Annotated in this window: 23 protein-coding genes; 10 read left to right on the top strand and 13 right to left on the bottom strand. The window is 65.9% G+C overall.

The window, feature by feature from the left end; genetic code table 11:
- Positions 1 to 8: 8 nt before the first annotated feature.
- The 6 genes from AOT87_RS01965 to AOT87_RS01990 are packed head-to-tail and all read right to left on the bottom strand — an operon-like array spanning position 9 to position 5,863.
- On the bottom strand, positions 9 to 506 hold the full coding sequence (locus AOT87_RS01965) for a MarR family transcriptional regulator (protein ID WP_057967226.1): 498 nt from the start codon (positions 504 to 506) through the stop codon (positions 9 to 11).
- Between the two features lie 15 nt (positions 507 to 521).
- Complete coding sequence (locus AOT87_RS01970; RefSeq protein ID WP_057967225.1) at positions 522 to 1,295, bottom strand: enoyl-CoA hydratase; 774 nt, start codon at positions 1,293 to 1,295, stop codon at positions 522 to 524.
- A complete protein-coding gene (mmsB, locus tag AOT87_RS01975; RefSeq protein WP_057967236.1) occupies positions 1,292 to 2,173 on the bottom strand; it encodes a 3-hydroxyisobutyrate dehydrogenase in 882 nt (293 codons plus the stop codon). The genes AOT87_RS01970 and mmsB overlap by 4 nt, the downstream gene beginning before the upstream one ends.
- The gene (locus AOT87_RS01980) at positions 2,170 to 3,201 is read right to left on the bottom strand and encodes an enoyl-CoA hydratase/isomerase family protein (protein ID WP_057967224.1); all 1,032 of its coding nucleotides are present in this window, start codon (positions 3,199 to 3,201) and stop codon (positions 2,170 to 2,172) included. The genes mmsB and AOT87_RS01980 overlap by 4 nt, the downstream gene beginning before the upstream one ends.
- Positions 3,198 to 4,346, bottom strand: a complete 1,149-nt coding sequence (locus AOT87_RS01985) for an isobutyryl-CoA dehydrogenase (RefSeq protein WP_046252796.1) — start codon at positions 4,344 to 4,346, stop codon at positions 3,198 to 3,200. Before AOT87_RS01985 ends, AOT87_RS01980 begins: the two co-directional genes overlap by 4 nt.
- A gap of 11 nt (positions 4,347 to 4,357) precedes the next feature.
- Positions 4,358 to 5,863, bottom strand: coding sequence for a CoA-acylating methylmalonate-semialdehyde dehydrogenase (locus AOT87_RS01990; RefSeq protein WP_057967223.1), 1,506 nt, complete (start codon positions 5,861 to 5,863; stop codon positions 4,358 to 4,360).
- A 314-nt stretch (positions 5,864 to 6,177) separates the two neighbouring features.
- Between AOT87_RS01990 and AOT87_RS01995 the strand changes: the two genes are divergently transcribed.
- Positions 6,178 to 7,029 carry a Bax inhibitor-1/YccA family protein gene (locus tag AOT87_RS01995; RefSeq protein ID WP_046252798.1) on the top strand — a complete coding sequence of 284 codons (852 nt, stop codon included), beginning with the start codon at positions 6,178 to 6,180 and terminating at the stop codon, positions 7,027 to 7,029.
- Positions 7,030 to 7,079: 50 nt separating this feature from the next.
- On the opposite strand, the gene purT is transcribed toward AOT87_RS01995, so the two are convergent.
- The 3 genes from purT to AOT87_RS02010 all read right to left on the bottom strand — a co-directional run bounded on the left by purT (position 7,080) and on the right by AOT87_RS02010 (position 10,653).
- The gene (gene purT, locus AOT87_RS02000; RefSeq protein WP_057967222.1) at positions 7,080 to 8,279 is read right to left on the bottom strand and encodes a formate-dependent phosphoribosylglycinamide formyltransferase; all 1,200 of its coding nucleotides are present in this window, start codon (positions 8,277 to 8,279) and stop codon (positions 7,080 to 7,082) included.
- A gap of 98 nt (positions 8,280 to 8,377) precedes the next feature.
- Positions 8,378 to 9,595 carry an acetyl-CoA C-acetyltransferase gene (locus AOT87_RS02005; RefSeq protein WP_057967221.1) on the bottom strand — a complete coding sequence of 406 codons (1,218 nt, stop codon included), beginning with the start codon at positions 9,593 to 9,595 and terminating at the stop codon, positions 8,378 to 8,380.
- 50 nt (positions 9,596 to 9,645) lie between these two features.
- The gene (locus AOT87_RS02010) at positions 9,646 to 10,653 is read right to left on the bottom strand and encodes an SGNH/GDSL hydrolase family protein (protein WP_057967220.1); all 1,008 of its coding nucleotides are present in this window, start codon (positions 10,651 to 10,653) and stop codon (positions 9,646 to 9,648) included.
- Positions 10,654 to 10,843: 190 nt separating this feature from the next.
- Between AOT87_RS02010 and AOT87_RS02015 the strand changes: the two genes are divergently transcribed.
- The 4 genes from AOT87_RS02015 (at position 10,844) to AOT87_RS02030 (ending at position 15,290) form a co-directional block, all read left to right on the top strand.
- Positions 10,844 to 11,920 (top strand): alpha/beta hydrolase, encoded by a 1,077-nt coding sequence (locus tag AOT87_RS02015; RefSeq protein WP_057967219.1) that lies wholly within the window; start codon positions 10,844 to 10,846, stop codon positions 11,918 to 11,920.
- 57 nt (positions 11,921 to 11,977) lie between these two features.
- Complete coding sequence (locus AOT87_RS02020; protein WP_057967218.1) at positions 11,978 to 13,375, top strand: cystathionine beta-synthase; 1,398 nt, start codon at positions 11,978 to 11,980, stop codon at positions 13,373 to 13,375.
- A 106-nt stretch (positions 13,376 to 13,481) separates the two neighbouring features.
- A complete protein-coding gene (locus AOT87_RS02025; protein ID WP_057967217.1) occupies positions 13,482 to 14,054 on the top strand; it encodes an RDD family protein in 573 nt (190 codons plus the stop codon).
- 63 nt (positions 14,055 to 14,117) lie between these two features.
- Positions 14,118 to 15,290, top strand: coding sequence for a cystathionine gamma-synthase (locus AOT87_RS02030; RefSeq protein ID WP_057967216.1), 1,173 nt, complete (start codon positions 14,118 to 14,120; stop codon positions 15,288 to 15,290).
- 10 nt (positions 15,291 to 15,300) lie between these two features.
- On the opposite strand, the gene AOT87_RS02035 is transcribed toward AOT87_RS02030, so the two are convergent.
- Positions 15,301 to 15,972, bottom strand: a complete 672-nt coding sequence (locus AOT87_RS02035; RefSeq protein ID WP_030094652.1) for a GPP34 family phosphoprotein — start codon at positions 15,970 to 15,972, stop codon at positions 15,301 to 15,303.
- Positions 15,933 to 16,148, bottom strand: a complete 216-nt coding sequence (locus tag AOT87_RS29170) for a hypothetical protein (protein WP_227465411.1) — start codon at positions 16,146 to 16,148, stop codon at positions 15,933 to 15,935. Before AOT87_RS29170 ends, AOT87_RS02035 begins: the two co-directional genes overlap by 40 nt.
- Between AOT87_RS29170 and ilvA the strand changes: the two genes are divergently transcribed.
- Both ilvA and AOT87_RS02045 read left to right on the top strand, forming a co-directional pair.
- Complete coding sequence (gene ilvA, locus AOT87_RS02040) at positions 16,110 to 17,258, top strand: threonine ammonia-lyase (RefSeq protein WP_234795806.1); 1,149 nt, start codon at positions 16,110 to 16,112, stop codon at positions 17,256 to 17,258. The genes AOT87_RS29170 and ilvA overlap by 39 nt on opposite strands.
- A gap of 132 nt (positions 17,259 to 17,390) precedes the next feature.
- Positions 17,391 to 18,299, top strand: a complete 909-nt coding sequence (locus AOT87_RS02045) for a DUF559 domain-containing protein (protein WP_057967234.1) — start codon at positions 17,391 to 17,393, stop codon at positions 18,297 to 18,299.
- Between the two features lie 33 nt (positions 18,300 to 18,332).
- On the opposite strand, the gene greA is transcribed toward AOT87_RS02045, so the two are convergent.
- Together greA and AOT87_RS02055 are read right to left on the bottom strand one after the other, a co-directional pair.
- A complete protein-coding gene (greA, locus tag AOT87_RS02050; protein WP_057967215.1) occupies positions 18,333 to 18,827 on the bottom strand; it encodes a transcription elongation factor GreA in 495 nt (164 codons plus the stop codon).
- Positions 18,828 to 19,091: 264 nt separating this feature from the next.
- On the bottom strand, positions 19,092 to 19,511 hold the full coding sequence (locus tag AOT87_RS02055) for a DUF4307 domain-containing protein (RefSeq protein WP_057967214.1): 420 nt from the start codon (positions 19,509 to 19,511) through the stop codon (positions 19,092 to 19,094).
- Positions 19,512 to 19,597: 86 nt separating this feature from the next.
- Here AOT87_RS02055 and mca point away from each other — a divergent pair, with 86 nt between their 5' ends.
- Genes mca through AOT87_RS02070 form a run of 3 tightly spaced genes read left to right on the top strand, consistent with a single transcriptional unit; the run spans position 19,598 to position 22,717 of the window.
- A complete protein-coding gene (mca, locus tag AOT87_RS02060; RefSeq protein WP_057963825.1) occupies positions 19,598 to 20,467 on the top strand; it encodes a mycothiol conjugate amidase Mca in 870 nt (289 codons plus the stop codon).
- Entirely contained in the window at positions 20,464 to 20,751 is a 288-nt protein-coding gene (locus tag AOT87_RS02065) for a hypothetical protein (RefSeq protein ID WP_030094658.1), read from the top strand. The genes mca and AOT87_RS02065 overlap by 4 nt, the downstream gene beginning before the upstream one ends.
- The gene (locus AOT87_RS02070) at positions 20,741 to 22,717 is read left to right on the top strand and encodes a thioredoxin domain-containing protein (protein ID WP_081343205.1); all 1,977 of its coding nucleotides are present in this window, start codon (positions 20,741 to 20,743) and stop codon (positions 22,715 to 22,717) included. Before AOT87_RS02065 ends, AOT87_RS02070 begins: the two co-directional genes overlap by 11 nt.
- The last annotated feature ends 6 nt before the right edge of the window (positions 22,718 to 22,723 follow it).

Genomic DNA, 22,723 nt, shown 5'->3' on the forward strand with positions numbered 1-22,723 from the left:
GTCTGGCTTTAGCCGAAGTCGCCCGCGTCGCGCCGCAGGTGCGTCAGCACCGACACCAGCGTGCGGGTGCGTGAGGATGACAGCCCGATCTGTGCGAACACCTTGGCGTTCAGGTCGGTGGTCGCCACCGAACCAAGATCGCGTCCGGCATCGGTGATCTCCACCAGCGTGCCGCGTCCGTCGGCGGGGTTGGGCACCCGGCGCACCAGCCCCGCCTCCTCCAGCCGGTCCACCGTGTTGGTCACCGAGGTGGGGTGAACCTGAAGCCGCGCACTGGCTTTGGCCATCGGCATGGAGCCCGCCCGGCTGAATGAGAGCAGCATCAGCAGCTCGTAACGCGAGAAGGTCAAACCGTGTGGGCGCAACACATCTTGGACCCGCGCCAGCATGATCTGGTGCGCACGCATCACCGACGTGACGGCGGCCATCCCGTCGGCGACCTCACCCCAGCCGTTCTCGACCCAATGGCGATGGGCATCGTCGACGGGATCGAACGGCAGAGTCATGGTTCCGGCGAATCTTTACCGGTGACTGAAGTTGGCGGGGCGCTTCTCGACGAACGCGGCCATGCCCTCTGACTGGTCGGCGGTGCCGAATGCCGAGTGGAAGATCCTGCGCTCGAACAGCAATCCCTCGGCGAGGCTGGACTCGAAGGCCCGGTTGACGGCTTCCTTGGCCATCATCGAGGCCGATAGGGACATCTCGGAGATGGTCTTCGCGACGGCCTTGGCCTCGTCGAGCAGGCTCTCGGTGGCGACCACGCGTGACACCAGACCACTGCGCTCGGCCTCGGCCGCATCCATGTTGCGCCCGGTGAGGATCATGTCCATGGCCTTCGCCTTGCCGATGGCACGGGTGAGCCGCTGCGAGCCGCCCATACCGGGCAGCACGCCCAGCTTGATCTCGGGCTGCCCGAACTTGGCGTTCTCGGCGGCGATGATCAGGTCGCACATCATGGCCAGCTCACAGCCACCGCCGAGGGCGTATCCGCTCACCGCGGCGATCGTCGGAGTCCGTACCGCACCCAACTTGCCCCAGGCGGCGAAGAAGTCGGAGCCGAACATGTCGCTGAACGACTGGTCGGCCATCTCCTTGATATCGGCACCCGCCGCGAACGCCTTCTCGCTACCGGTGATGATGATCGCCCCGATGCCCTGATCGGCGTCGAATTCCGCTGCGGCGGTAGTGACCTCATTCATCACCTGTGAGTTCAGCGCGTTGAGCGCCTTGGGCCGGTTCAGGGTGATGACAGCGACGCGGTCGATCCGCTCGGTGAGGATGGTTTCGAAAGTCATGACGCTCCTTGAATTCGCGTGAAGATCGCCGAGAAGTCTAGGCCCGAGCCGCCCGAGGTATTGAAGTCGTCGTAGATGTGGGCGGCCGCGAGACCGAGCTGTGCATCAACGCCGTTGGTGCGCACCGCATTGGCGGCCAGCCCCAGGTCCTTGGCCATCAGCGCGACCGCGAAGCCGGGTGTGTAGTCGCGATTGGCGGGGCTGGTGGGCACCGGGCCGGGCACCGGACAGTTCGACGTCAGAGCCCAGCACTGGCCCGAGGCGTTGGCCGCGACATCGAAAAGCGCCTGATGGCTCAGACCGAGCTTCTCGCCCAGTGCGAACGCCTCGCTGATCGCGATCATCGACACCCCGAGGATCATGTTGTTGCAGATCTTCGCGGCCTGCCCCACACCGGGACCGCCGCAGTGCACGATGCGCTTGCCCATGGCCCCCAGAATCGGTTCTGCGTCGGCGAACACCGCGTCATCGCCGCCCACCATGAACGTCAACGTCGCCGCGGTGGCGCCGGGCACACCGCCGGAAACCGGTGCGTCGGCGAAGCGATGCCCCGCCGCCGTCGCCGCATCATGTGCGGCGCGGGCGTCGGCCACATCGACGGTGGAGGAGTCTATGAACAGCGTGCCCGGACGCGCTGCGGGCAGCAGCTCCTGGTACGCGGCGAGCACATGCTCACCCTTGGGCAACATGGTGATCACCACATCGGCGGCCGCCGCTGCCGCCGCGCCCGATTCCGCCAGCGGCACGCCGGCCTCGGTGGCAGCAGCACGTGCCTGCTCGGACAGGTCGAAGGCGGTCACGGTGTGCCCGGCCTTCGTGAGGTTGACCGCCATCGGTAACCCCATGTGGCCCAAGCCGATAAAGGCAATGTTCGTCACGACCACTCCAGATCGTCGTTGACCGGCTGGAAGAAGGCCTCGACATCGGCCGCGGTGACCTCGGCGAGTGTCTTCGGATTCCACTGCGGGTTGCGGTCCTTGTCGACCAGCTGCGCCCTGATGCCCTCGACGAGGTCGTGGGAGCTCACCGACTGGCTGGACACCCGGTACTCCTGCGTGAGAACTGCTTCCAGCGAGGGCAGTTCGCGTGCCCGCCGCACTGCTGCGAGCGTTACCGACAAGGCGATGGGGGAGCGGGTCAGGATCTGATCGGCGGCCGCGCGGGCACGTTCGTCGCCGTAGGCCTGCAGTGCGGCCACGATATCGGCGACGGTGTCGGCGGCGTAGCACTCGTCGATCCAACTACGTTGGGCCAAAAGGTCACTCGACGGAGCGATGGCACCGTGCACTGTGAGCGCGGTGGCGATATCGCTATCGATGATGGCCTTGACGAACTTCTCAAGCCGGTCATGGGGCACGTAATGGTCGGCGAATCCCAACGCGATGGCGTCGGCACCGGAGAAGGGGGCGCCGGTCAGTGCGGCGTGCAGTCCCAGCTGTCCCGGGGCACGGGAAAGCAGATAGGTTCCGCCCACATCCGGGATGAATCCGATGCCCACCTCGGGCATGCCGACCTTGGAGGTGTCGGTGACGATGCGGGTGTTGGCATGTCCGGCCACTCCGACACCGCCGCCCATCACGATGCCATCCATCAGCGCCACATACGGTTTCGGGAACCGGCCGACCTGCGCGTTGAGTTGGTACTCCTCGCGGAAGAAACGGCGGGCCACCACGCCGTCGATCTTGGCGCTGTCGTGGATCTCCACCACGTCGCCCCCGGCGCACAGGCCGCGTTCCCCGGCGCCGGAGAGCACCACGGCGCGGATGTCGTCGTCGGCCTCCCACTCGGCCAGGGCCACCGACATCGCGGTGATCATGTCGTTTGTCAGTGAGTTGATGGCCTTGGGGCGGTTGAGCGTCAGCAAGCCGACGCCCTTTTCGACCCGCGTCTGGATCTGATCCGTCACGCCGGAAGCCCTTCCTGGATAAGCTTGCGGGACACGATGACTCGCATGATCTCGTTGGTTCCTTCCAGAATCTGGTGCACCCGTAGGTCGCGGACGATCTTCTCGATGCCGTACTCGGCCAGGTAGCCGTAGCCGCCGTGTAGCTGCAACGCCTCGTTGGCCACCGTGAAACCTACGTCAGTGGCGATGCGTTTGGCCATGGCACACAGCTCGGCTGCACGCGGATCGCCCTCGTGCACCGCTGAGGCCGCACGCCAGACCATGGTGCGGGCGGATTCCAGCTCGGTGGCCATATCCGCCAGCCTGAACTGCAGCGCCTGGAACTTGATCAGCTCGTCACCGAATGCCTTGCGTGTGCGCAGGTACTCGATGACCTTCTCCAGTGCGGATCGGGCACCCCCGAGTGAGCAGGACGCGATGTTGAGCCGGCCGCCGTTGAGGCCGCGCATCGCGATGGTGAATCCGATGCCTTCCTCGCCGATCCGGTTGCCCACCGGCACCCGGACATCCTCGAAGACGACCTGCGCGGTGGGCTGGGCGTGCCAGCCCATCTTGCGCTCGGGCGGCCCGAAGGACAGTCCCGGCGCGTCCTTGGGCACCACGATGGTCGAGATGCCCCGTGGGCCGGGGCCACCGGTGCGCGCCATCACCACGTAGAGGTCCGCCGCTCCCGCGCCCGAGATGAACTGTTTGACGCCGTTGAGCACGTACTCGTCACCGTCGCGAACCGCGCTGGTCCGCAAGGCCGATGCGTCACTGCCGCATTCGGGCTCGGTAAGGCAATAGGCCCCGATCGTCTCCATAGTGCACATCGAGGGCAGCCATCGCTGGCGCTGCTCCTCATCGCCGAACTCGTCGATCATCCAGGCGGCCATATTGTGGATGGAGATGAACGCCGAGACGGCGGAGCACCCGGTGGCCATCGCCTCGAAGATCAACGAGGCATCCAGGCGGGTGAGCCCGGAGCCCCCGACATCGGGGTTGATATAGATGCCACCCATGCCCAGTGCCGCGGCCTTCGGGAACACCTCGACCGGGAAGTACTTGTCGCGGTCCCATTCCAGGGCGTGCGGCGCGATATGGATATCGGCGAATTCCCGTGCCGTATTCCAGATTTCGCGCTGCTCGTCGGTGAGATTGAACATGGACAGTCCACTCAGTCCATGGTGGGAATGACGAAGGAAGCGCCTTCCTTGGTGCCCGAGGGCCAACGCTGCGTCACCGTCTTGGTCTTAGTGTAGAACCGGATCGAGTCGGGCCCGTGCTGGTTGAGGTCGCCGAATCCGGATCGCTTCCAGCCGCCAAACGTGTGGTACGCCACCGGAACCGGAATCGGCACATTCACGCCGACCATTCCGGTGTTGACCTTGGCGCAGAAGTCGCGTGCGGTGTCGCCGTCGCGGGTGAAGATCGCGACACCATTACCGAACTCATGCTCGGACGGCAGCCGCACGGCCTCGTCGTAATCCTTGGCGCGCACCACCGATACCACCGGCCCGAAGATCTCTTCTTTGTAGATGCGCATGTCGGGTGTCACGTGGTCGAAAAGTGATGCGCCGATGAAGAATCCATCCTCATGTCCGGATACGGTCAGATCGCGGCCGTCCAGGACCAGCTCGGCTCCCTCGGCGATGCCGATATCGATGTAGTCGCGCACCCTCTTGAGGGCGTCGGCGCCCACTAGCGGGCCGAAGTCGACGCCCTCGTCCAGGGATGGTCCGACCACCAGCTCGCGGGCGCGCTTGGTCAGGCCGTCGACGAGCCGTTCGGCGGTGGACTCGCCGACAGGTACCGCGACCGAGATCGCCATACAGCGCTCGCCGGCCGAGCCGTATCCCGCACCGATGAGCGCATCGATGGCCTGGTCGATATCGGCGTCCGGCATGATGATCATGTGGTTCTTGGCGCCGCCAAAGCATTGGGCGCGTTTGCCGTTCGCGGTGGCGGTCTCGTAGATGTACTGCGCGATCGGGGTCGATCCGACGAAGCCGACGGCGGCGATGCGCGGATCGTGCAGCAGCGCGTCGACGGCGGTCTTGTCACCGTTGACGACGTTGAAGACGCCGGGTGGCAGTCCTGCTTCGAGGAACAGCTCGGCCAGGCGCAGCGGCACCGACGGGTCGCGTTCGGAGGGCTTGAGCACGAAGGCGTTTCCACATGCCAGTGCGGGCCCGGCCTTCCAGAGCGGAATCATGGCGGGGAAGTTGAACGGGGTGATGCCCGCGACCACGCCCAGGGGCTGGCGGATGGAGTACACGTCGATACCCGTGCCCGCGCCGCTGGTGTACTCGCCCTTGATGAGGTGGGGGATGCCGGTGGCGAATTCGCAGACCTCGAGCCCGCGTTCGATATCGCCCTTGGCGTCGGCATGCGTCTTGCCGTGCTCCTGGGACAGCATGGTGGCCAGGTCGTCGATCTCCGCGCGAACCAGGTCGACGAACTTGGCGAGCACACGAGCGCGTTGCTGAGGGTTGCGGGCGGCCCAGCCGGGCTGAGCTTCGGCGGCGTTCGCGATGGCCGCCTCGACTTCGGAAACGTCTGCCAGCGGCACCTGCCGTACCGGCTTGCCCAACGTCGGGTCGTAGACGTCGGCATAGCGGCCGGAAGTGCCGGGGACGTGCTTACCGGCGACGAAATGTGACAGTTGCGGTAACGAACTCATGGTGTAGCCCCTTGGGAAACGGTTGGATATCCGGGAGGTCGGCACTTCTGAATCTAGTTGGACATCCATGTAATGTCTAGTAGGACTTCCAGCTAAAAACCCTGGTGTTCACAGGGATCTCACAGGGATTTGCCACAGCGGCAGGCCGCGAGCGGTACTGTGAGGCCACGACGTGGCCGGACAGTTCGGGAACCTGTGGCGTAAGCATGGAACTCTTGCACTTGCCTGCTCGTTAAACGTCCAGTTGACTTGTTTGACGTCATCCGCGGAGGCCGCATATCGCGGCACCGCACTTCCAGGAGAGGATCACGACGGTGCGAACCACCAGCAATCCCATTCTTCGGTCGCTGCCCGGAAAAGAGGGTGGCGGCTATGCGCAGTTCGGGTCGGGCGCTGCAGGTGCCGGTGCCATGGCGGCCCAGCAGCTGCGGCAGGACCCCTACACCGCGTACCCGGAGGCGCAGGCCGGCGTATCCCGGCCACTGACCATCGACGATGTGGTGACCAAGACCGGTATCACTCTCGGCGTGATCGTCGCCGTCGCCGCGGCCGCGTTCTTCTTGATCAGCTCCAACACCGGGCTGGCGCTGCCGTTCCTCGCGGTCGGTGGCATCGGCGGTTTCATCATGGTGATGATCGCCAGCTTCGGGCGTAAGCAGGACAACCCGGCGATCGTGCTGAGCTACGCGGCGCTCGAGGGCCTTTTCGTGGGTGCCATTTCGTTTGTCATCCCGGCCAGCGTGGGTGTGGGAGGGGCCAGCGCGGGTGCGCTGATCGGTCAGGCAGTCCTCGGCACCGTCGGTGTGTTCATCGGCATGTTGTTCGTGTACCGCTCCGGCGCCATCCGCGTGACGCCCAAGTTCCAGCGGATGCTGCTGGCCGGTCTGGTCGGTGTGCTGGTGCTGGCGCTGGGCAACCTGGTGCTCGGCTTCTTCGGTATCGACATGGGTCTGCGCAGCGGTGGCCCGATCGCGATCATCTTCTCGCTGGTCTGCATCGGCATTGCCGCGTTCAGCTTCCTGGTCGACTTCGACGCGGCCGATCAGCTGGTGCGCGCCGGTGCGCCGGAGAAGGCCGCCTGGGGTATCGCCCTGGGGCTGGCCGTCACCCTGGTCTGGCTCTACGTCGAGATCCTGCGACTGCTGAGCTACTTCCAGAACGACTAGTTGTCGACAACAAAAAAGGGCGCCCCGTTCGCGGGGCGCCCTTTTTCATGTCACCGAGAAACGCGGACCCTGCCCGCAGCCTCTGCGGCATTGCGCCGCGCGGTCTCCACGTCCGGGTCGTACGCCAGGGCCACTCCCATACGGCGGGTGACGAAACTCTCCGGCTTCCCGAACAACCGCAGATCGGTGCGCGGCACGGCCAGGGCGGCCTCGAGCCCATCGAACACGACACCTTCCGCGTCGACCCCGCCATAGATCACCGCGCTGGCACCCGGGGTCTTCAACGACGTGTCGACGGGAAGCCCGAGGATGGCGCGCGCGTGCAGTTCGAACTCGTTCTGCCACTGCGTGATCATGGTGACCATGCCCGTGTCGTGCGGGCGGGGGCTCACTTCGCTGAAGTACACCTGGTCGCCCTTGACGAACAGTTCGACGCCGAAAATTCCCTGCCCACCCAGGTTTTCGGTGACAGCACGTGCGATGTGCTGTGCACTCTGCAGGGCTTCATCCGACATGGGGTGCGGCTGCCAGCTCTCGACGTAGTCCCCGTTGGCCTGCCGGTGCCCGATCGGCGCGCAGAAGCTCGTCTCGATCTCTCCGCCGTCTCCCAGCGCCCTGACCGTCAACTGCGTGATCTCATAATCGAAGTCGACGAATCCCTCGACGATCACGCGGTTGTTGGTTACCCGGCTGCCCGCCATCGCGTAGTCCCAGGCCTTCTCGACATCGGCCGGTCCGTCGAGCTTGCTCTGTCCCTTGCCGGAGCTGCTCATCAGCGGCTTGACGACGCACGGGTACCCGATACCGCCGTCGATCGCGGCCTGCAGCTCGGCCAGTGAGTCGCAGAATTGGTAAGGGCTGGTGGGTAATCCGAGTGTCTCGGCCGCCAGGCGCCGGATGCCCTCGCGGTCCATGGTGAGCCGGGCAGCGCGGGAGGTGGGGATTACCCGTACCGTGCCCTCGGCCTCCAGGGCTTCCAGGGTGGCGGTGGCGATCGCCTCGATCTCGGGGACCACCAGATCGGGCTTCTCCGCCTCGATCAGGGTGCGCAGCTGCTCGGGGTCGGTCATCGAGATGACGCGCGCGTGGTGAGCGATCTGGTGCCCGGGGGCGTTCTCGTAGCGGTCGACGGCGATGGTCTCGACGCCCAGGCGTTGCAGGGCGATCAGCACCTCACGGCCGAGCTCGCCGGCGCCGAGCAGCATGACCCGCGTCGCGCGCGGTGACAGGGGAGTTCCGATAGTGGTCATCGCGACTGAACTTTAGTAGCAACGAGACCGAGGTTGTGGCGGGAATGTCTGAGACGAACCCACCACAACCTCGGTCTCGTTGTGGAGAAAGGGGCGAACTAGGCGAGGCGCTCGATGACCATCGCCATACCCTGGCCGCCGCCGACACACATGGTCTCGACACCGAAGGTCTTGTCGTAGGTGGTCAGGTTGTTGAGCAGGGTGGCGGTGATGCGCGCACCGGTCATACCGAAGGGGTGTCCCAGGGCGATGGCACCGCCGGAGACGTTGAGCTTGTCCTCGTCGATACCGAGCTCACGAGCCGAGCCCAGCACCTGCACCGCGAACGCCTCGTTGATCTCGAACAGGTCGATATCGCCAATCGTCTTGCCGGCGTTCGCCAGTGCACGCTTGGTGGCCTCGATCGGGCCCAGGCCCATGATCTCCGGGGACAGGCCGGACACACCGGTGGACACGACGCGAGCCAGCGGGGTCAGGCCCAGCTCCTTGGCGCGCGTGTCGCTCAGGATGACCAGCGCGGCCGCGCCGTCGTTGAGCGGGCAGGCGTTACCGGCGGTGATGGTGCCGTTGGGGCGGAAGACCGGCTTCAGCTGGCTGATCGCCTCGTAGGTGGTGCCGGCACGCGGGCCGTCGTCCTTGGACACCACGGTGCCGTCGGCCAGGGTCACCGGGGTGATCTCACGCTCGAAAAAGCCGTCGGCGATGGCCTTTTCGGCCCGGTTCTGGCTGCGCACGCCCCAGTGGTCCTGGTCCTCGCGGCTGATGCCGGTGTGCAGCGCCACGTTCTCGGCGGTCTGGCCCATCGCGATGTAGACATCGGGGGTCAGGCTGTCGTTACGCGGGTCATGCCATTCGGTGGCACCCTGCGCGGCAGTGGCGGTGCGGGCCTCGGCATCGGCGTACAGCGGGTTGTGGCTGTCCGGCCAGCCGTCGGAGGTGCCCTTCGGGAAACGCGAAACCGTCTCCACCCCAGCGGAAATGAAGGCGTGGCCTTCACCGGCCTTGATGGCATGCAGTGCCATGCGGGTGGTCTGCAGCGAGGACGAGCAGTAGCGGTTGACGGTGGTACCGGGCAGGAAGTCGTAGCCCAACTGCACCGCTACCGCGCGACCGATGTTGAAACCGGCCTCGCCACCGGGCTGACCGCAGCCCAGCATCAGGTCGTCGATGTCCTTGGGATCCAGTGCGGGCACCTTGTCGAGGGCGGCACGCACCATCTGCGCGGCCAGGTCATCCGGCCGCATGCTCACCAGCGAGCCCTTGCCGGCTCGCCCGATCGGGGAGCGGGCAACGGAAACGATCACGGCTTCGGGCATGAAAACTCCTGAATATAGGGGAATTAGTACTGGTTCTACTCCCCTGGAATCTAATGCAGGGATACAGCGGGCAGGTCGTCGGCCCGGGCGGCGGGCTCGTTCATACCCACGGCGATCTCTGCGGCGCTGCGCCGCCAGATCCGTCCGAGAACGCGTATCCGGGCACTCATGGTCTGCGATTCCGCGGCAGCGGACACCCATGGCAAATCGGGGATGGGGCCGCCCGTCCACTCGCCGAGGGCATGCGCGACCGCCGGGAGCAGTAGGCGCGCTGCCAGTGCATATCCGGCTGCGGAGGGGTGATAGTGGTCGTCGGCGAACATCTCTTCGGGTGCCTGCAGAAACTCCGGTGACAGCAGATCAGCAAGCGGAACCGGCACCCCGCCGGAGGCGCGCACCGCTGCTGCCTGGAAATGCGCCAGGCGTAGCCCGCGCGAGCGCACCACCGCGCGCAAAGGCTGCGGTATGGCGGTGATCACCCCGAAATCGGGACAGGTACCCACCACCACGGCCGAGCCGGCCGTGCGCAGTCGCCGGACCGCATCGCCCAGACGCCGCGCGGAGGCGCGCACCGCATTGAGCGAGGTCACGTCGTTCGCGCCGATCATGATCACGGCGAGATCCGGCGGCGGGCCGATGATCGACATGGCGTCGATCTGGGCGGCCAGCCCCTTGGACGTTGCGCCCGATATCGCCTTGGTGGACAGCCGGATTCGTTTCCCGGACTCTTCGGCCAAACCGCGGGCGAGCAGCACTCCCGGTACCTCATCGGGTATGTGGCAGCCGTATCCGGTGGCGGTGGAGTCTCCGAAAATCGCCAGGTGCAGGTCGAATTCCATGCCCCGGCTGTACCTGGTCACCGGGCCGCCGCCCTGGACGTATATGCCGTCGGCAACCGGGGGAGCGTCGTGAGTCTTCGGGATCACCAGGCGAACCTGCCTGGCCTGCGCGTTCAGGAAGCTGTACGCCCCCCAGAGCCCGGTACCCATCGCTGCGCCCGCGGCCCCGGTGCTCAGGGCTGCCCAGATCGTCCGTCTGCGTGTGGCGAGGATGCTCACGGTGGCTATTTTCACGGAAGGCGACACACCGCGCCAGTCCTCTGACCAGCATCACGCGAAATGAGGCGTGGACGATGCGGTATCGAAAGCGGTTCGTTGCCTGTTGATAGGTATAGTCCATCGGACGCTAGCTGGCAGCTAGCAGTCTGAAGCGTCACAGGACACTGGCTAGGCAAAGGAGCCTGAACAGATGACCGCACCGAAGCGCGCCCCCGAATACGGGCCTGCAGGGTCGATCGGATCTTCCCTGAACACGCTGGTACGCGCCTTTCCGATGAGCGATGGCGCCGCAGTCGAAGTGATCGAGGACGCGGCGAGTCTGGCCGCACGGGTCCTCGGATTCGGTGTCCGGATGACGGTGCGTACGGTCCTGCAGATCGGCAGCCACGCGCCCACGCTCCCGTATCCGTTTGGGCTACTCGAGGAGCTGGGCCGTTTCCTGGTTCCCCCACGCGGCACGGTCAAGGCGACGGTGACGCTGCCGAACACCAATGCGCGGTTGATTCGCGCCAAGGGTGTCGGTCCGGTGGACGGCACCGGACGCGTGGTCTTGTACCTGCACGGCGGCGCGTTCATCGTGGGTGGTCCAAACACGCACAGCGCCTTGGTGTCCACCATCTCCCAGCACGCCGACGCACCGTGTCTGCTGGTCGACTACCGGATGCCGCCCAAGGCCTCCCTGGATCAGGCGATCGACGACTGCCTGGACGGGTACCGCTGGCTGCGTGGGCAGGGGTACGCGCCGGAGCAGATCGTGTTCGCGGGCGATTCTGCCGGCGGTTTTCTCTCGGTGGCAGTGGTCCAGCGGCTGCTCGCAGAGGACGGTGAGGTCCCGGCCGCGCTGGCCCTCATCTCCCCGCTGATCGAGCTGGACCCTGCGCCCAAGGTCGCACATGAGAACGCCAAGACCGATGTGATGCTGCCGCCCAACTGTTTTGAGGCGCTGCAGAAGATCCTCACCAAGGCCGGCGGCGGCATCCCGCCCCAGGAGATCATCGACAAGGTCGACGGCCGGATGCCACAGACTCTGGTGCATTGCTCCGGCTCGGAGGTGCTGCTGTACGACGCGCGCCTGCTGGGGCAGCGCCTCGCCGAGCAAGGTGTGCCGGTGGAGATCAAGGTCTGGCCCGGCCAGATGCACGTCTTCCAGGTGGCCACCAAGGTCGTGCCCGAGGCCAAGAGGTCCCTGGCACAGATCGGCCAGTACATCCGCGACGCGGTGCCCGAGACTTCCTCGGCCGAGTTCGTCGCACCCGCGGCGGTTTGATCGCTCCGTTAGCTCCCCTGTGCGCGGGCCTGCCGCCGGTCTAATAGCGTTACCGGTATGCGCATTGCCCAGCATGTCTCCGATCTGATCGGTAACACCCCCCTTGTCCAGCTCAACTCGGTGGTGCCCGGGGGCGGCGCGGTCGTGGCCGCCAAGATCGAGTACCTCAATCCCGGCGGTAGCTCCAAGGACCGCATCGCCGTCAAGATGATCGAGGCGGCCGAGGAGGCGGGTCTGCTCAAGCCCGGTGGCACCATCGTCGAGCCCACATCGGGCAACACCGGCGTCGGACTTGCGCTGGTGGCCCAGCGCAAGGGCTATCACTGCGTGTTCGTGTGCCCCGACAAGGTCAGCGAAGACAAGCGGAATGTGTTGCGGGCCTACGGGGCCGAGGTCGTCGTGTGCCCCACGGCCGTACCGCCGGAGCACCCCGACAGCTACTACAACGTCTCGGACCGTTTGGTGCGTGAGATCGAGGGCGCCTGGAAGCCCGATCAGTACTCCAACCCGAACGGACCGGCCAGCCACTACGAAACCACCGGACCGGAGATCTGGGCCGACACCGACGGCAAGATCACCCATTTCGTGGCCGGAGTGGGTACCGGAGGAACCATCACCGGTGCGGGCCGGTACCTCAAGGAGGTCTCAGGGGGCGCGGTGAAGGTCGTCGGCGCGGATCCGGAGGGTTCCGTGTACTCCGGCGGGACGGGCCGCCCCTACCTCGTCGAGGGTGTGGGAGAGGACTTTTGGCCCACCGCCTACGACCCCAGCGTGGTCGATGAGGTCATCGCGGTATCGGATGCCGACTCGTTTGAGATGACACGCCGGCTCGCGCGCGAAGAGGGGTTGCTGGTCGGCGGTTCCTGCGGCATGGCCGTGGTGGCGGCAATTCGACTGGCCGAGAAGGCCGGACCCGACGCCGTGATCGTGGTCCTGCTGCCGGACGGTGGCCGGGGATACCTGTCCAAGGTGTTCAACGACTCCTGGATGTCCTCCTACGGCTTCCTGCGCAGCCGCCTCGACGGCAGCAAGTCCGAGCCCACTGTCGGCGATGTGTTGCGTGGAAAGTCCGGTGCGCTACCGGATTTGGTGCACACCCACCCGTCGGAGACGGTGCGCGACGCCATCGAGATCCTACGTGAGTACGGGGTATCGCAGATGCCCGTCGTCGGCGCCGAGCCGCCCGTCATGGCCGGCGAGGTCGCCGGGTCGGTGTCCGAAAGGGAGCTGCTGTCAGCGGTATTCGAGGGCCGTGCGCAACTGGCCGATGCCGTGTCTCAGCACATGAGTCCGCCGTTGCCACTGGTGGGTGCCGGCGAACCGCTGAGCACCGCGGGGTCCATGTTGCGCGACACCGACGCGGTGATGGTCATCGACGAAGGCAAGCCCGTCGGTGTCATTACCCGCCATGACCTGCTCGGATTCGTCTCGTCAGGTAGAAGCGTGCGGCACTGAATTTGGTCCCAAATCGTTTCACAGAAGCCAACCTGTGGAAACGCTGAAAGCGTAATGTGCTCTGTTGCTCGACGCTCATGCGTGCCATACGAACTGGAGGACAACCGTGACTGAAGTTCCACCACCCTCGCCGCAGGACCCGGGCGGTTACCCGCCGCCTCCGCCGGCGGCCGGTGCACCAGGTCTACCGGGCGGCAATTTCGAAATCTGGCTCCGGCGTGTCGGTGCCTACATCATCGACGTCATTCCGGTAGCTCTGCTGAGCGGTATCGGCGGCGGAATCGCGGGCGGAACCGCTACGACCGCTGATTGCATCGGCGAGTCCTACGGCGACCCCATGACCGGCGGAATGAGCTACATGAGCTGCCAGCCGGAGTACACCGGCGTCGGCTGGGCCGCCTACATTCTGTTCACCCTCGCGGCGATCGCGTTCGCGGTGTGGAACTGGGGCCTGAAGCAGGGCACCACCGGATCGAGCATCGGCAAGGGCTTGCTCGGTATCCGGGTGCTGGGTGAGGCGACCGGCCAGCCGATCGGATTCGGCATGTCCGTGGTCCGCCAGATCGCGCACTTCCTGGATGCGGTCATCTGTTACATCGGCTTCCTGCTGCCGCTGTTCACGGCCAAGCGGCAGACGATCGCCGACATGCTAGTGAAGACCGTGGTCGTTCCCAAGTAGAAGTAACCCGTTTGGCGGCGTTGGGCTGTCTCACGTCACGCGGTCCGTATAGGCTCGGACCCGATGAGTGAGCAGCGCAGCGCCGCCGACGCGTCTCGGTGGCAAGGGTTTTCCACACGGGCCATCCATGGCGGTTTCCATGCCGATCCACAGACCGGTGCGGTCAACGTGCCGATCTATGCCAGCTCGACCTTCGCCCAGGATGGCGTCGGCCAGCTGCGCGGCGGATTCGAGTACGCACGCACCGGCAACCCCACCCGAGCGGTTCTTGAATCCTCCCTGGCCGCATTGGAGGACGCCCACTTCGGCAGGGCATTCGCATCAGGCATGGCGGCCACCGACTGCGCGCTGCGCGCGCTGTTGCGCCCCGGCGATCACCTGATCATCCCCAACGACGCCTATGGCGGCACCTTCCGTCTGATCGACAAGGTGTTCTCGCAGTGGGGAATTAGCCACACACCTGTTCCGGTGGCCGATGTCGACGCCATTCGCACCGCCATCACCCCCAAGACCAAGCTGATCTGGCTCGAGACACCCACCAATCCGCTGCTGAGCATCGCCGACATCGCGGCTGTGGCCCAGGTGGCTGCCGAGCATTCCGTGAAGCTCTTGGTGGACAACACCTTCGCGTCGCCGGCGCTGCAGCAGCCGCTGAATCTCGGTGCCGATATCGCGTTGCATTCCACCACCAAATACATTGGCGGACACTCCGATGTGGTGGGCGGCGCCCTGCTCACCAACGACGAGGAATTGGATACCGCCTTTGCCTTCCTGCAGAACGGGTCGGGCGCGGTGCCCGGTCCGTTCGATGCCTATCTGACCTACCGGGGCATCAAGACATTGGCCTTGCGCATGCAGCGGCACAGTGAGAACGCTCAAGCGGTCGCCGAGTTCCTGGCGGGTCACCCCGCGGTCGCGAACACCATCTACCCGGGCCTGGACCGTCATCCCGGACATGCGGTGGCTGCCAAGCAGATGCGCGCATTCGGCGGCATGATCAGCGTGCGCCTCGCCGGCGGGCGGCAGGCCGCACTCGATTTGTGCTCGCGAACAGAGCTTTTCATTCTCGCTGAATCCTTGGGCGGTGTGGAGTCGCTGATCGAGCATCCGGGCGCCATGACACACGCGTCGACCGCCGGATCGCTGCTGGAGGTACCCGAGGACCTGGTGCGGTTGTCCGTGGGCATCGAAGAGGTTGGCGACTTGATCGGCGATCTCGAACAAGCCTTGCGCTAGGCGCGCCGCGTCAGTTCATCGAGTGCAGGGCCGCGGAGATCACCGCGCCGGTCACGGCAAGATTGACCGCCGGACCACGATTGTCGCGAACCTGGGCGGCCCAGCCGCCGTCGGCGATGGTCTGCGACCACCGGGACACCTGCTGCTTGCCGACGGGGTCCAGGCTCAGTATCGCGTCGAATCCGTTGACCCCGTGCAGTACTGCGATGATCGCGGCCGTGCTGGGAGCGGGCGGGGCGTAGTGGAACAACACATCCGTGACGCCCTGTCGCACCGCGTTCGCACGTTCGTTGTTGGTCACCGGCCAGTACTTCTCCGGGAAGAGCCGGCTGCCCATGCGAACCGTGTGGATATCCCCGGTGATCTCCAGCCTGTGCAACATCTGGGAGTTGACGCCGCGACCGACCTTGGTGATCGCCTCGGTCGGGCTCATCGGCCGTCGCCGCAGCCGGTGCACCGCCCTGTCGAGCACGGGATCCCCGATATCGGGCGCCTGCAGCACCAGCAGATCACCGGCCTTCCCTGGCTCACCGTGGGTGGCCGGCCGGACGCGTTGCGCCAGAGCAAGATCCAGAATGATTGCGGCGGCGAGGGCCTGCGTGCGCCGATCCTTGTCCAGCAGAGGCCGCCCGGAGGCATTGTTCAGCAACAGAAGCAGGAGGTCCTCCGCAATCTGTGGCATGAGGGGACAATAGCGGCAGAACTGGTGACATGATGCGTGGCATGGGCATCCAGGCAGCGGGAGCAACAGGGTTGGTGACGGTCCAGGAGATCCAGGAGGTGGCTGAGCGGCTCGCTCCTGTGATGCGGCGCACACCGGTGGTGGCTTTTCGGGCGCTCAGTGAACGCTGCGGTCACGAGGTGCGGCTCAAATGCGAAAACCTGCAACGCACAGGATCTTTCAAACCGCGTGGCGCCTACAACCGGATCAGCCTGCTGCCCGACGACCAGCGGGTGAACGGTGTGGTGGCCGCCAGCGCGGGTAACCATGCCCAGGGTGTGGCCTGGGCCGCGACCACGCTCGGCATCGCGTCCACGGTGTTCATGCCGGTAGGGGCCGCGCTGCCCAAGATCGTCGCGACCCGCGCCTACGGCGCCACGGTGCACCTCACCGGCACGACCATTGACGAAGCGCTGTTGGCCGCGACGGAGTTCGCGGCGGAGACCGGTGCGGTGCTCATCCACCCCTTCGACCATCGGGACGTCGTGGCCGGGCAGGCCACCGTCGGGCTGGAGATTCTGGAGCAGCTTCCCGATGTGGGCACCATCGTGGTGCCTGCGGGCGGCGGCGGGCTGGTCGCGGGTATCGCCGCGGTAGTCAAGGCGGCCCGGCCCGAGGTGCGGATCATCGCGGTCCAGGCCGCGGGTGCGGCCGCCTGGCCGGTGTCGCTGCAAGCGGGGTATCCGGTGGCGCTGGAATCCATGGAGACCATGGCGGACGGCATCGCGGTAGGCAAGCCAGGAGCGGTGCCGTTCGAGCATGTGGCCGCGCTGGTCGATGACGTGGTCACGGTCAGTGAGGAGGCGCTCTCGCGCGGGCTGCTGCTGTGCCTGGAGCGGGCCAAGCTGGTGGTGGAGCCCGCCGGCGCTGCCGCGGTGGCGGCACTGCTCACGCTGTCCGCCGAGGAGCTGGACCTGCGCGGCCCGGTATGTGCGGTGCTTTCGGGCGGAAACATCGATCCGCTGCTGCTCACCCATGTCATCACCCACGGTCTGCGGGCGGCCGGTCGCTATCTGACGGTGCGTGTCACCGTCGCGGACGCGCCGGGCGGTCTGTCGGGTCTTCTCGACGTGTTCCGGGCGTCAGGAGCCAGCGTTGTCGACGTGACCCACTGGCGTAACAGCGAGCGTCTGCGTCTGGGTGAGGTGGATGTGCTGGCGACCGTCGAAACCAGGGGCCCAGAACACCGTCAGGCCGTCCTTGACGCAATCGTCGCGGCCGGGCTGACGGTTCAGGAAGAGCGGTAGCACCGCGCCCAGCCCAGCCCAGGCCTCGATCGAGAGCGAGCCAGGCGCGGTTTTCGGCCTGGTTTTCCACGTGGAGCTCGCGCTCGATCAAGTGCAGGCGGTTTGTCGGTCGTTGGTGTGATGCTGCGGGCCATGGGGGAGATTCCGTGGCCGTTCCGCTCCGGCGAGGTGCTTTCCATCGGAGCGATGACCGAGCACTACATGCGTACCCGATACCGGCAGCTGTATCCGGGCATCTACGTTCCGCGTGATGCGGAGGTGAGCGCCACACAGCGCGCACACGCGGCGTGGTTATGGACAGCGCGCAGTGGCGTGATCGCCGGGGTGGCGGCATCGGCTGTGCATGGTGCCAAATGGGTCGACGCCGGTGTGACTGTCGACCTGATCCATCGTCACCACAAGATTGCGAGCGGCCTACAAATCCATCGAGATATCTTGACAGACAACGAGGTTGATCGCGTCGAGGGGCTTGCCGTCACGAGTCCTGCGCGCACTGCCTTCGATGTGGGTAGGTGGTTGCCGCAGGCCGCGGCCGTCGAGCGGATAGACGCCCTCGTGGCAGCGACCGGGTTGGTGATTGCACAGGTCGAGGACGTCATGAAGATGCACAAAGGGGCCCGCGGCCTGGCTCTGCTGAAGAGCACGTTGGCACTGGTTGACGGAGGTTCCGAATCGCCGCAGGAGACGAGAACCCGACTGCTGTTGGTGAAATCGGGGTTTCCGCCGCCGCAGACGCAGATACGTGTGTTCAACCGCTATGGCGATTTCATCGCCCGTGTCGACATGGGGTGGGAGGACCTGAAGGTTGGTGTCGAATTCGATGGAGCTCAACACTGGTTGGACTCTCGTCAGCGGTCTCGTGATATCGATCGGGCCTCGGAGTTGGCGGACGAGGGTTGGGCGATCGTGCGAGTGAGTGCCGACATGCTTCGTCACCGAGCTGGCACCGTGGTCGCTCGCGTCGATGAGGCGCTCAGAAATGCTGCCAAGCCCACAACGAGCGCGAGCCTCACGCGGATTTCGGGTCAGATTTCCGCGTGAGGCTCGCGCTCGCTCGACGAACTAGGGGAAGAATCAGTCGTGGTAGGGCTCGGCGCTGACGAGCGTCACCTTGACCTCGGCGCCATTGGGCACGGTATAGCTGCGGGTCTCGCCGACCTTGGCGTCGATGAGTGCGCCACCCAGCGGTGAGCTGGGGGAGTACACCTCGAGCTTGCCGTCCTTGACGCCCTCCTGGCGGGTGGCGATGAGGAAGGTCTCGGTGTCGTCCTTGTCTCCGTCGTAGTACACCTTGACGACCGAGCCGGGCAGTGCGACGCCGGACTGCGTCGGGACCTCACCGACCTTCGCGTTGTTGAGCAGCTCTTGCAGCTGACGGATGCGCGCTTCCTGCTGGCCCTGCTCTTCGCGTGCGGCGTGGTAGCCGCCGTTCTCGCGCAGGTCTCCCTCTTCGCGGCGCTCGTTGATCTCGGCGGCGATGACGGGGCGGTTGGCGATCAGTTGGTCGAGTTCCGCCTTGAGCCGATCATGTGACTCCTGGGTCAGCCAGGTCACCTGGGTGTCGGTCATGGTGCAGGTACTCCTTGTCTCAGGCCAGCAACGTCCACTGGCGCTCTTCTATCGGGTGCCGGGTCGGGTGCATTGCTGCGGGTTTGACTGTCCAAAATGCAGCAATACACGGTCCCAGCAGGGATCCGTGTATCCGGCCAGCATACCACTGTCGCTGTGATGTTCAGCCTATTTTTGGACGAGGTTTGCCCGATGTGAACGTTGCCGACGTGTGTCTGTCGGCCCCGGCGTCGTTCGATGACGCCGACCGTCAGGAAATCGGCGTCAGGACGCGACCAGATACGGCGGAACCGCCAGGCTGCAGCCGTAGACGTCCCCGGTGACCGGGGGGCGGGTGGTCTTCACCAGGGCTGTGACCGGCACAGATCGCTGTGAGGATGGGGGCACCAACACCTCGCGTCGTCCGGTCTCGTTTCCGTCGATGGACCGCGCGCGCAGGATGCAGACCGCCGGTCGCGACGGATCTTTCCGTTCCACCGACGCCGTGACGGACACCGTGGACGAGTCCACGAGCTTGTAGGCGGAAAGTTCGCCCTTGACGTCTCCGGGGCCCAATCGGGCATATCCGATCGCGGCGATTGCGACCCCGGCCACGATGACCAAGGCGGTCAGCCCGACCGCGATCCAGCGGCCGCGGTTGGGCTTGGCGGGCTTGGTGCCGTAACGGTCCTCTGGTCGCTGCACGGGTCAACGGTATGACGGGTATACCCGGGATGAAACGATGGGGGCGCGAGAACAGTGACGGCTGACAGAAAGAGGCGGGCGCACGGGTGACCGGATGGCGATTGATGGCGGTGCACGCCCACCCCGATGACGAGGCCAGCAAGGGTGCCGCGACCACGGCGCGGTACGCCGCCGAGGGCAACGACGTCATCGTGGTGACGCTGACGGGCGGCGAGCGCGGCGACATCCTCAACCCGGCGATGGACCGCCCCGAGGTGGCCGCGAACATCGGAACCATCCGTCGCGAGGAGATGGCCAAGGCGGCGGCCGAGCTGGGTGTGCAGCACCGCTGGCTGGGTTATGTCGACTCGGGCCTTCCGCAGGGCGATCCGCTGCCCCCGCTGCCCTCGGATTCGTTTGCACTGGTGCCCATCGAGGAGCCGATCGCCAAGCTGGTCGCGGTGATCCGGGAGTTCCGGCCACATGTCATGACCACCTACGACGAGAACGGCGGTTACCCGCACCCGGATCACATCCGGTGTCACGAGGTGTCGATGGCCGCCTTCGAGGCCGCCGCGGACCCCGAGCAGTTCCCCGAGGCCGGCGAACCGTGGACCGTCAGCAAGATCTACTACAACCACGGATTCATGCGGGCGCGCATGCAGTTGCTCAACGATGAGTGCAAGAAGCACGGATACAAAGGGCCGTTCGACGAATGGCTTGAGCGCTGGCCAGCCGATGACGACGTCTTTGATCGCCGGGTGACCACCCGGGTGCCCTGCGCCGACTTCTTCGATGCCAGGGATGCCGCGTTACGCGCTCATGCGTCTCAAATTCCGCCGGACAGTAGCTTTTTCGCGGTCCCGCGTGAATTCGAGCGGCGGCTGTGGCCCACCGAGGATTTCGAGCTCGCCAAATCACGCGTGCCGACGAGCACCCCCGAGGACGATTTGTTCGCAGGAGTTGAGGCCAAATGATGTTGATGGATGCCGTGCTGGTGCTCGCCGACGAGAAGAGCCCGAGCAACATCGGGCCGGATTTCGGCAAGGCGGGCCCGTTCGGTCTGACGGTGGTGGTGCTGCTGCTGGTGGGCACCTTCTTCCTGATTCGGTCAATGAACGCGCATCTGCGCAAGCTGCCGGAGACGTTCGACCCCGAACATCCCGAGCCTGATCAGGCCGTGGACGACGGCACCGTCGGAGCCGCCGACGAACCCGAAAAGCCTTCGGGTTCTGCCGATCAGCGGGGCGATGACCGTTAACCGGCTCGGCAAGGCGACCAGCCCATACCTGCGCCAGCACGTCGACAATCCTGTGCACTGGCAGCAGTGGACGCCAGAGGCATTGCAGGAAGCGCAGTCTCGCGATGTGCCCATCTTGTTGTCGATCGGGTATGCGGCCTGCCACTGGTGTCATGTGATGGCCCACGAGTCCTTCGAGGACGACGAGGTGGCTGCCGTCATGAACGCCGGTTTCGTCAACATCAAGGTTGACCGCGAGGAGCGTCCCGATTTGGACGCCGTCTACATGAACGCCACCGTTGCGATGAACGGGCAGGGCGGCTGGCCGATGACGTGTTTCCTCACCCCGGACGGACGGCCCTTCTATACCGGCACGTACTACCCGAAACAGGGCTTTCTGCAGTTACTTTCGGCGGTTCGTGAAACCTGGGAGCAGCGCCGGGACGAGGTGGAAGAGGCGGCCTCGAGCATCACCGGCCAGCTGCAGGCGATGTCTGGCCGCCTGCCTGCCGGGCCCGGCGTGGATGTCGCGCTGTGCGATACCGCCATCGCGGCGATTCTGCCCGCGGAAGACGTGCGCTTCGGCGGATTCGGCGGGGCGCCGAAGTTTCCGCCGTCGGCCCTGCTGGAGGCACTGCTGCGCGGATACGAACGCACGGCGGACGCGGCGGTGCTCGGGGTGGTGACCCGCACCGCGACAGCGATGGCGCGTGGCGGCATCTATGACCAACTGGCCGGGGGCTTCGCGCGGTACAGCGTGGACGCGGCCTGGGTGGTGCCGCACTTCGAGAAGATGCTGTACGACAACGCGCTGCTGCTGCGGGTCTACGCGCACTGGGCCCGCCGCACCGGCGATGCCCTGGCGCGGCGAATCGCCTCCGAGACGGCCGATTTCCTGCTGAATGAGCTGCGGGTGGGTGAGTTGTTCGTCTCATCGCTGGACGCCGACGCCGCGGGCTCCGAGGGCTCCACCTATGTGTGGACACCCGAACAACTCGCCGAGGTGCTGGGTGTTGAGGATGGCGATTGGGCGGCAACGCTTTTCGAGGTGACCGCGGCGGGCACCTTCGAGCACGGCAGTTCGGTGCTACAGCTTCTGCAGGATCCCGATGACGTTGACCGGTGGCAGAACGCGCGCACAGCCTTACTGGCGGCGAGGTTGCAGCGCGTGCAGCCAGGCCGTGATGACAAGGCCGTCACCGCCTGGAACGGGCTGACCATCACCGCGCTCATCGAAGCCTCGATCGCGCTGGATCGCGACGATCTAGTGGATGCGGCGGCGGGATGCGCCGCCAGGCTGCTGGAGCTGCATCTGCGTGACGGGCGTTTGCGCCGCGCGAGTCTGGGTGGGCAGGTCTCCGACGGGGACGGCGTGCTGGAGGATTACGGCACCCTTGCGACGGGCCTGCTGTCGCTGTATCAGGTGACCGGTCAATGGCGTTGGCGCGAGGCCGCCACCGCGTTGCTCGACACCGCGCTCGATCATTTCGCCGATCCGGAATCGCCTGGTGCGTGGTTCGACATCGCCGACGATGCCGAGCAGCTGGTGCTGCGGCCCAGCGATCCCCTGGACGGCGCGACCCCATCCGGGGCGTCCTCGGTGACCGAGGCGCTGCTCACCGCCGGGTACCTGCTGGAGGACTCGCGCTACCGGGAAGCCGCGCACGCCTCGCTGTCGGCGGCGTCCATGGCACTGGCGCGTGCTCCACGGTCGGCCGGTCACTGGCTGGCGGTGGCCGAGGCCGCGGTTCGGGGCCCGATCCAGGTGGCGGTGGCCTGTGATCCGGAGAACTCACCGCTGCTGCGGCAGGCCCGGCAGTCGGCGCCTGGGGGAGCAATTGTGGTTGGCGGGGTGAAGGATTCAAGCGAGTTGCTACGCGACAGGGGGCCGGTGGCCGATGTCGAAGCCGCCTACGTGTGCCGGGGTACCGTCTGCGATCTCCCGGTCACCGGGACCCAACAATTAGACGCGGCGTTGGGTAGGTAGCGTCCG

It is taken from the genome of Mycobacteroides sp. H003 (assembly GCF_001440135.1).
Classification (GTDB): Bacteria; Actinomycetota; Actinomycetes; order Mycobacteriales; family Mycobacteriaceae; genus Mycobacterium; species Mycobacterium gwanakae.

What these genes read in the sequence shown, in the direction of transcription:
- AOT87_RS01965 (WP_057967226.1), bottom strand. Translation starts at nt 506, where the DNA reads ATGACTCTGCCGTTCGATCCCGTCGACGATGCCCATCGCCATTGGGTC.
- AOT87_RS02015 (WP_057967219.1), top strand. Translation starts at nt 10,844, where the DNA reads ATGACCGCACCGAAGCGCGCCCCCGAATACGGGCCTGCAGGGTCGATC.
- AOT87_RS02030 (WP_057967216.1), top strand. Translation starts at nt 14,118, where the DNA reads ATGAGTGAGCAGCGCAGCGCCGCCGACGCGTCTCGGTGGCAAGGGTTT.
- AOT87_RS01970 (WP_057967225.1), bottom strand. Translation starts at nt 1,295, where the DNA reads ATGACTTTCGAAACCATCCTCACCGAGCGGATCGACCGCGTCGCTGTC.
- AOT87_RS02070 (WP_081343205.1), top strand. Translation starts at nt 20,741, where the DNA reads ATGACCGTTAACCGGCTCGGCAAGGCGACCAGCCCATACCTGCGCCAG.
- AOT87_RS02045 (WP_057967234.1), top strand. Translation starts at nt 17,391, where the DNA reads ATGGGGGAGATTCCGTGGCCGTTCCGCTCCGGCGAGGTGCTTTCCATC.
- AOT87_RS02005 (WP_057967221.1), bottom strand. Translation starts at nt 9,595, where the DNA reads ATGCCCGAAGCCGTGATCGTTTCCGTTGCCCGCTCCCCGATCGGGCGA.
- AOT87_RS02020 (WP_057967218.1), top strand. Translation starts at nt 11,978, where the DNA reads ATGCGCATTGCCCAGCATGTCTCCGATCTGATCGGTAACACCCCCCTT.
- AOT87_RS01990 (WP_057967223.1), bottom strand. Translation starts at nt 5,863, where the DNA reads ATGAGTTCGTTACCGCAACTGTCACATTTCGTCGCCGGTAAGCACGTC.
- AOT87_RS02065 (WP_030094658.1), top strand. Translation starts at nt 20,464, where the DNA reads ATGATGTTGATGGATGCCGTGCTGGTGCTCGCCGACGAGAAGAGCCCG.
- AOT87_RS01985 (WP_046252796.1), bottom strand. Translation starts at nt 4,346, where the DNA reads ATGTTCAATCTCACCGACGAGCAGCGCGAAATCTGGAATACGGCACGG.
- AOT87_RS02035 (WP_030094652.1), bottom strand. Translation starts at nt 15,972, where the DNA reads ATGCCACAGATTGCGGAGGACCTCCTGCTTCTGTTGCTGAACAATGCC.
- purT (WP_057967222.1), bottom strand. Translation starts at nt 8,279, where the DNA reads ATGACCACTATCGGAACTCCCCTGTCACCGCGCGCGACGCGGGTCATG.
- greA (WP_057967215.1), bottom strand. Translation starts at nt 18,827, where the DNA reads ATGACCGACACCCAGGTGACCTGGCTGACCCAGGAGTCACATGATCGG.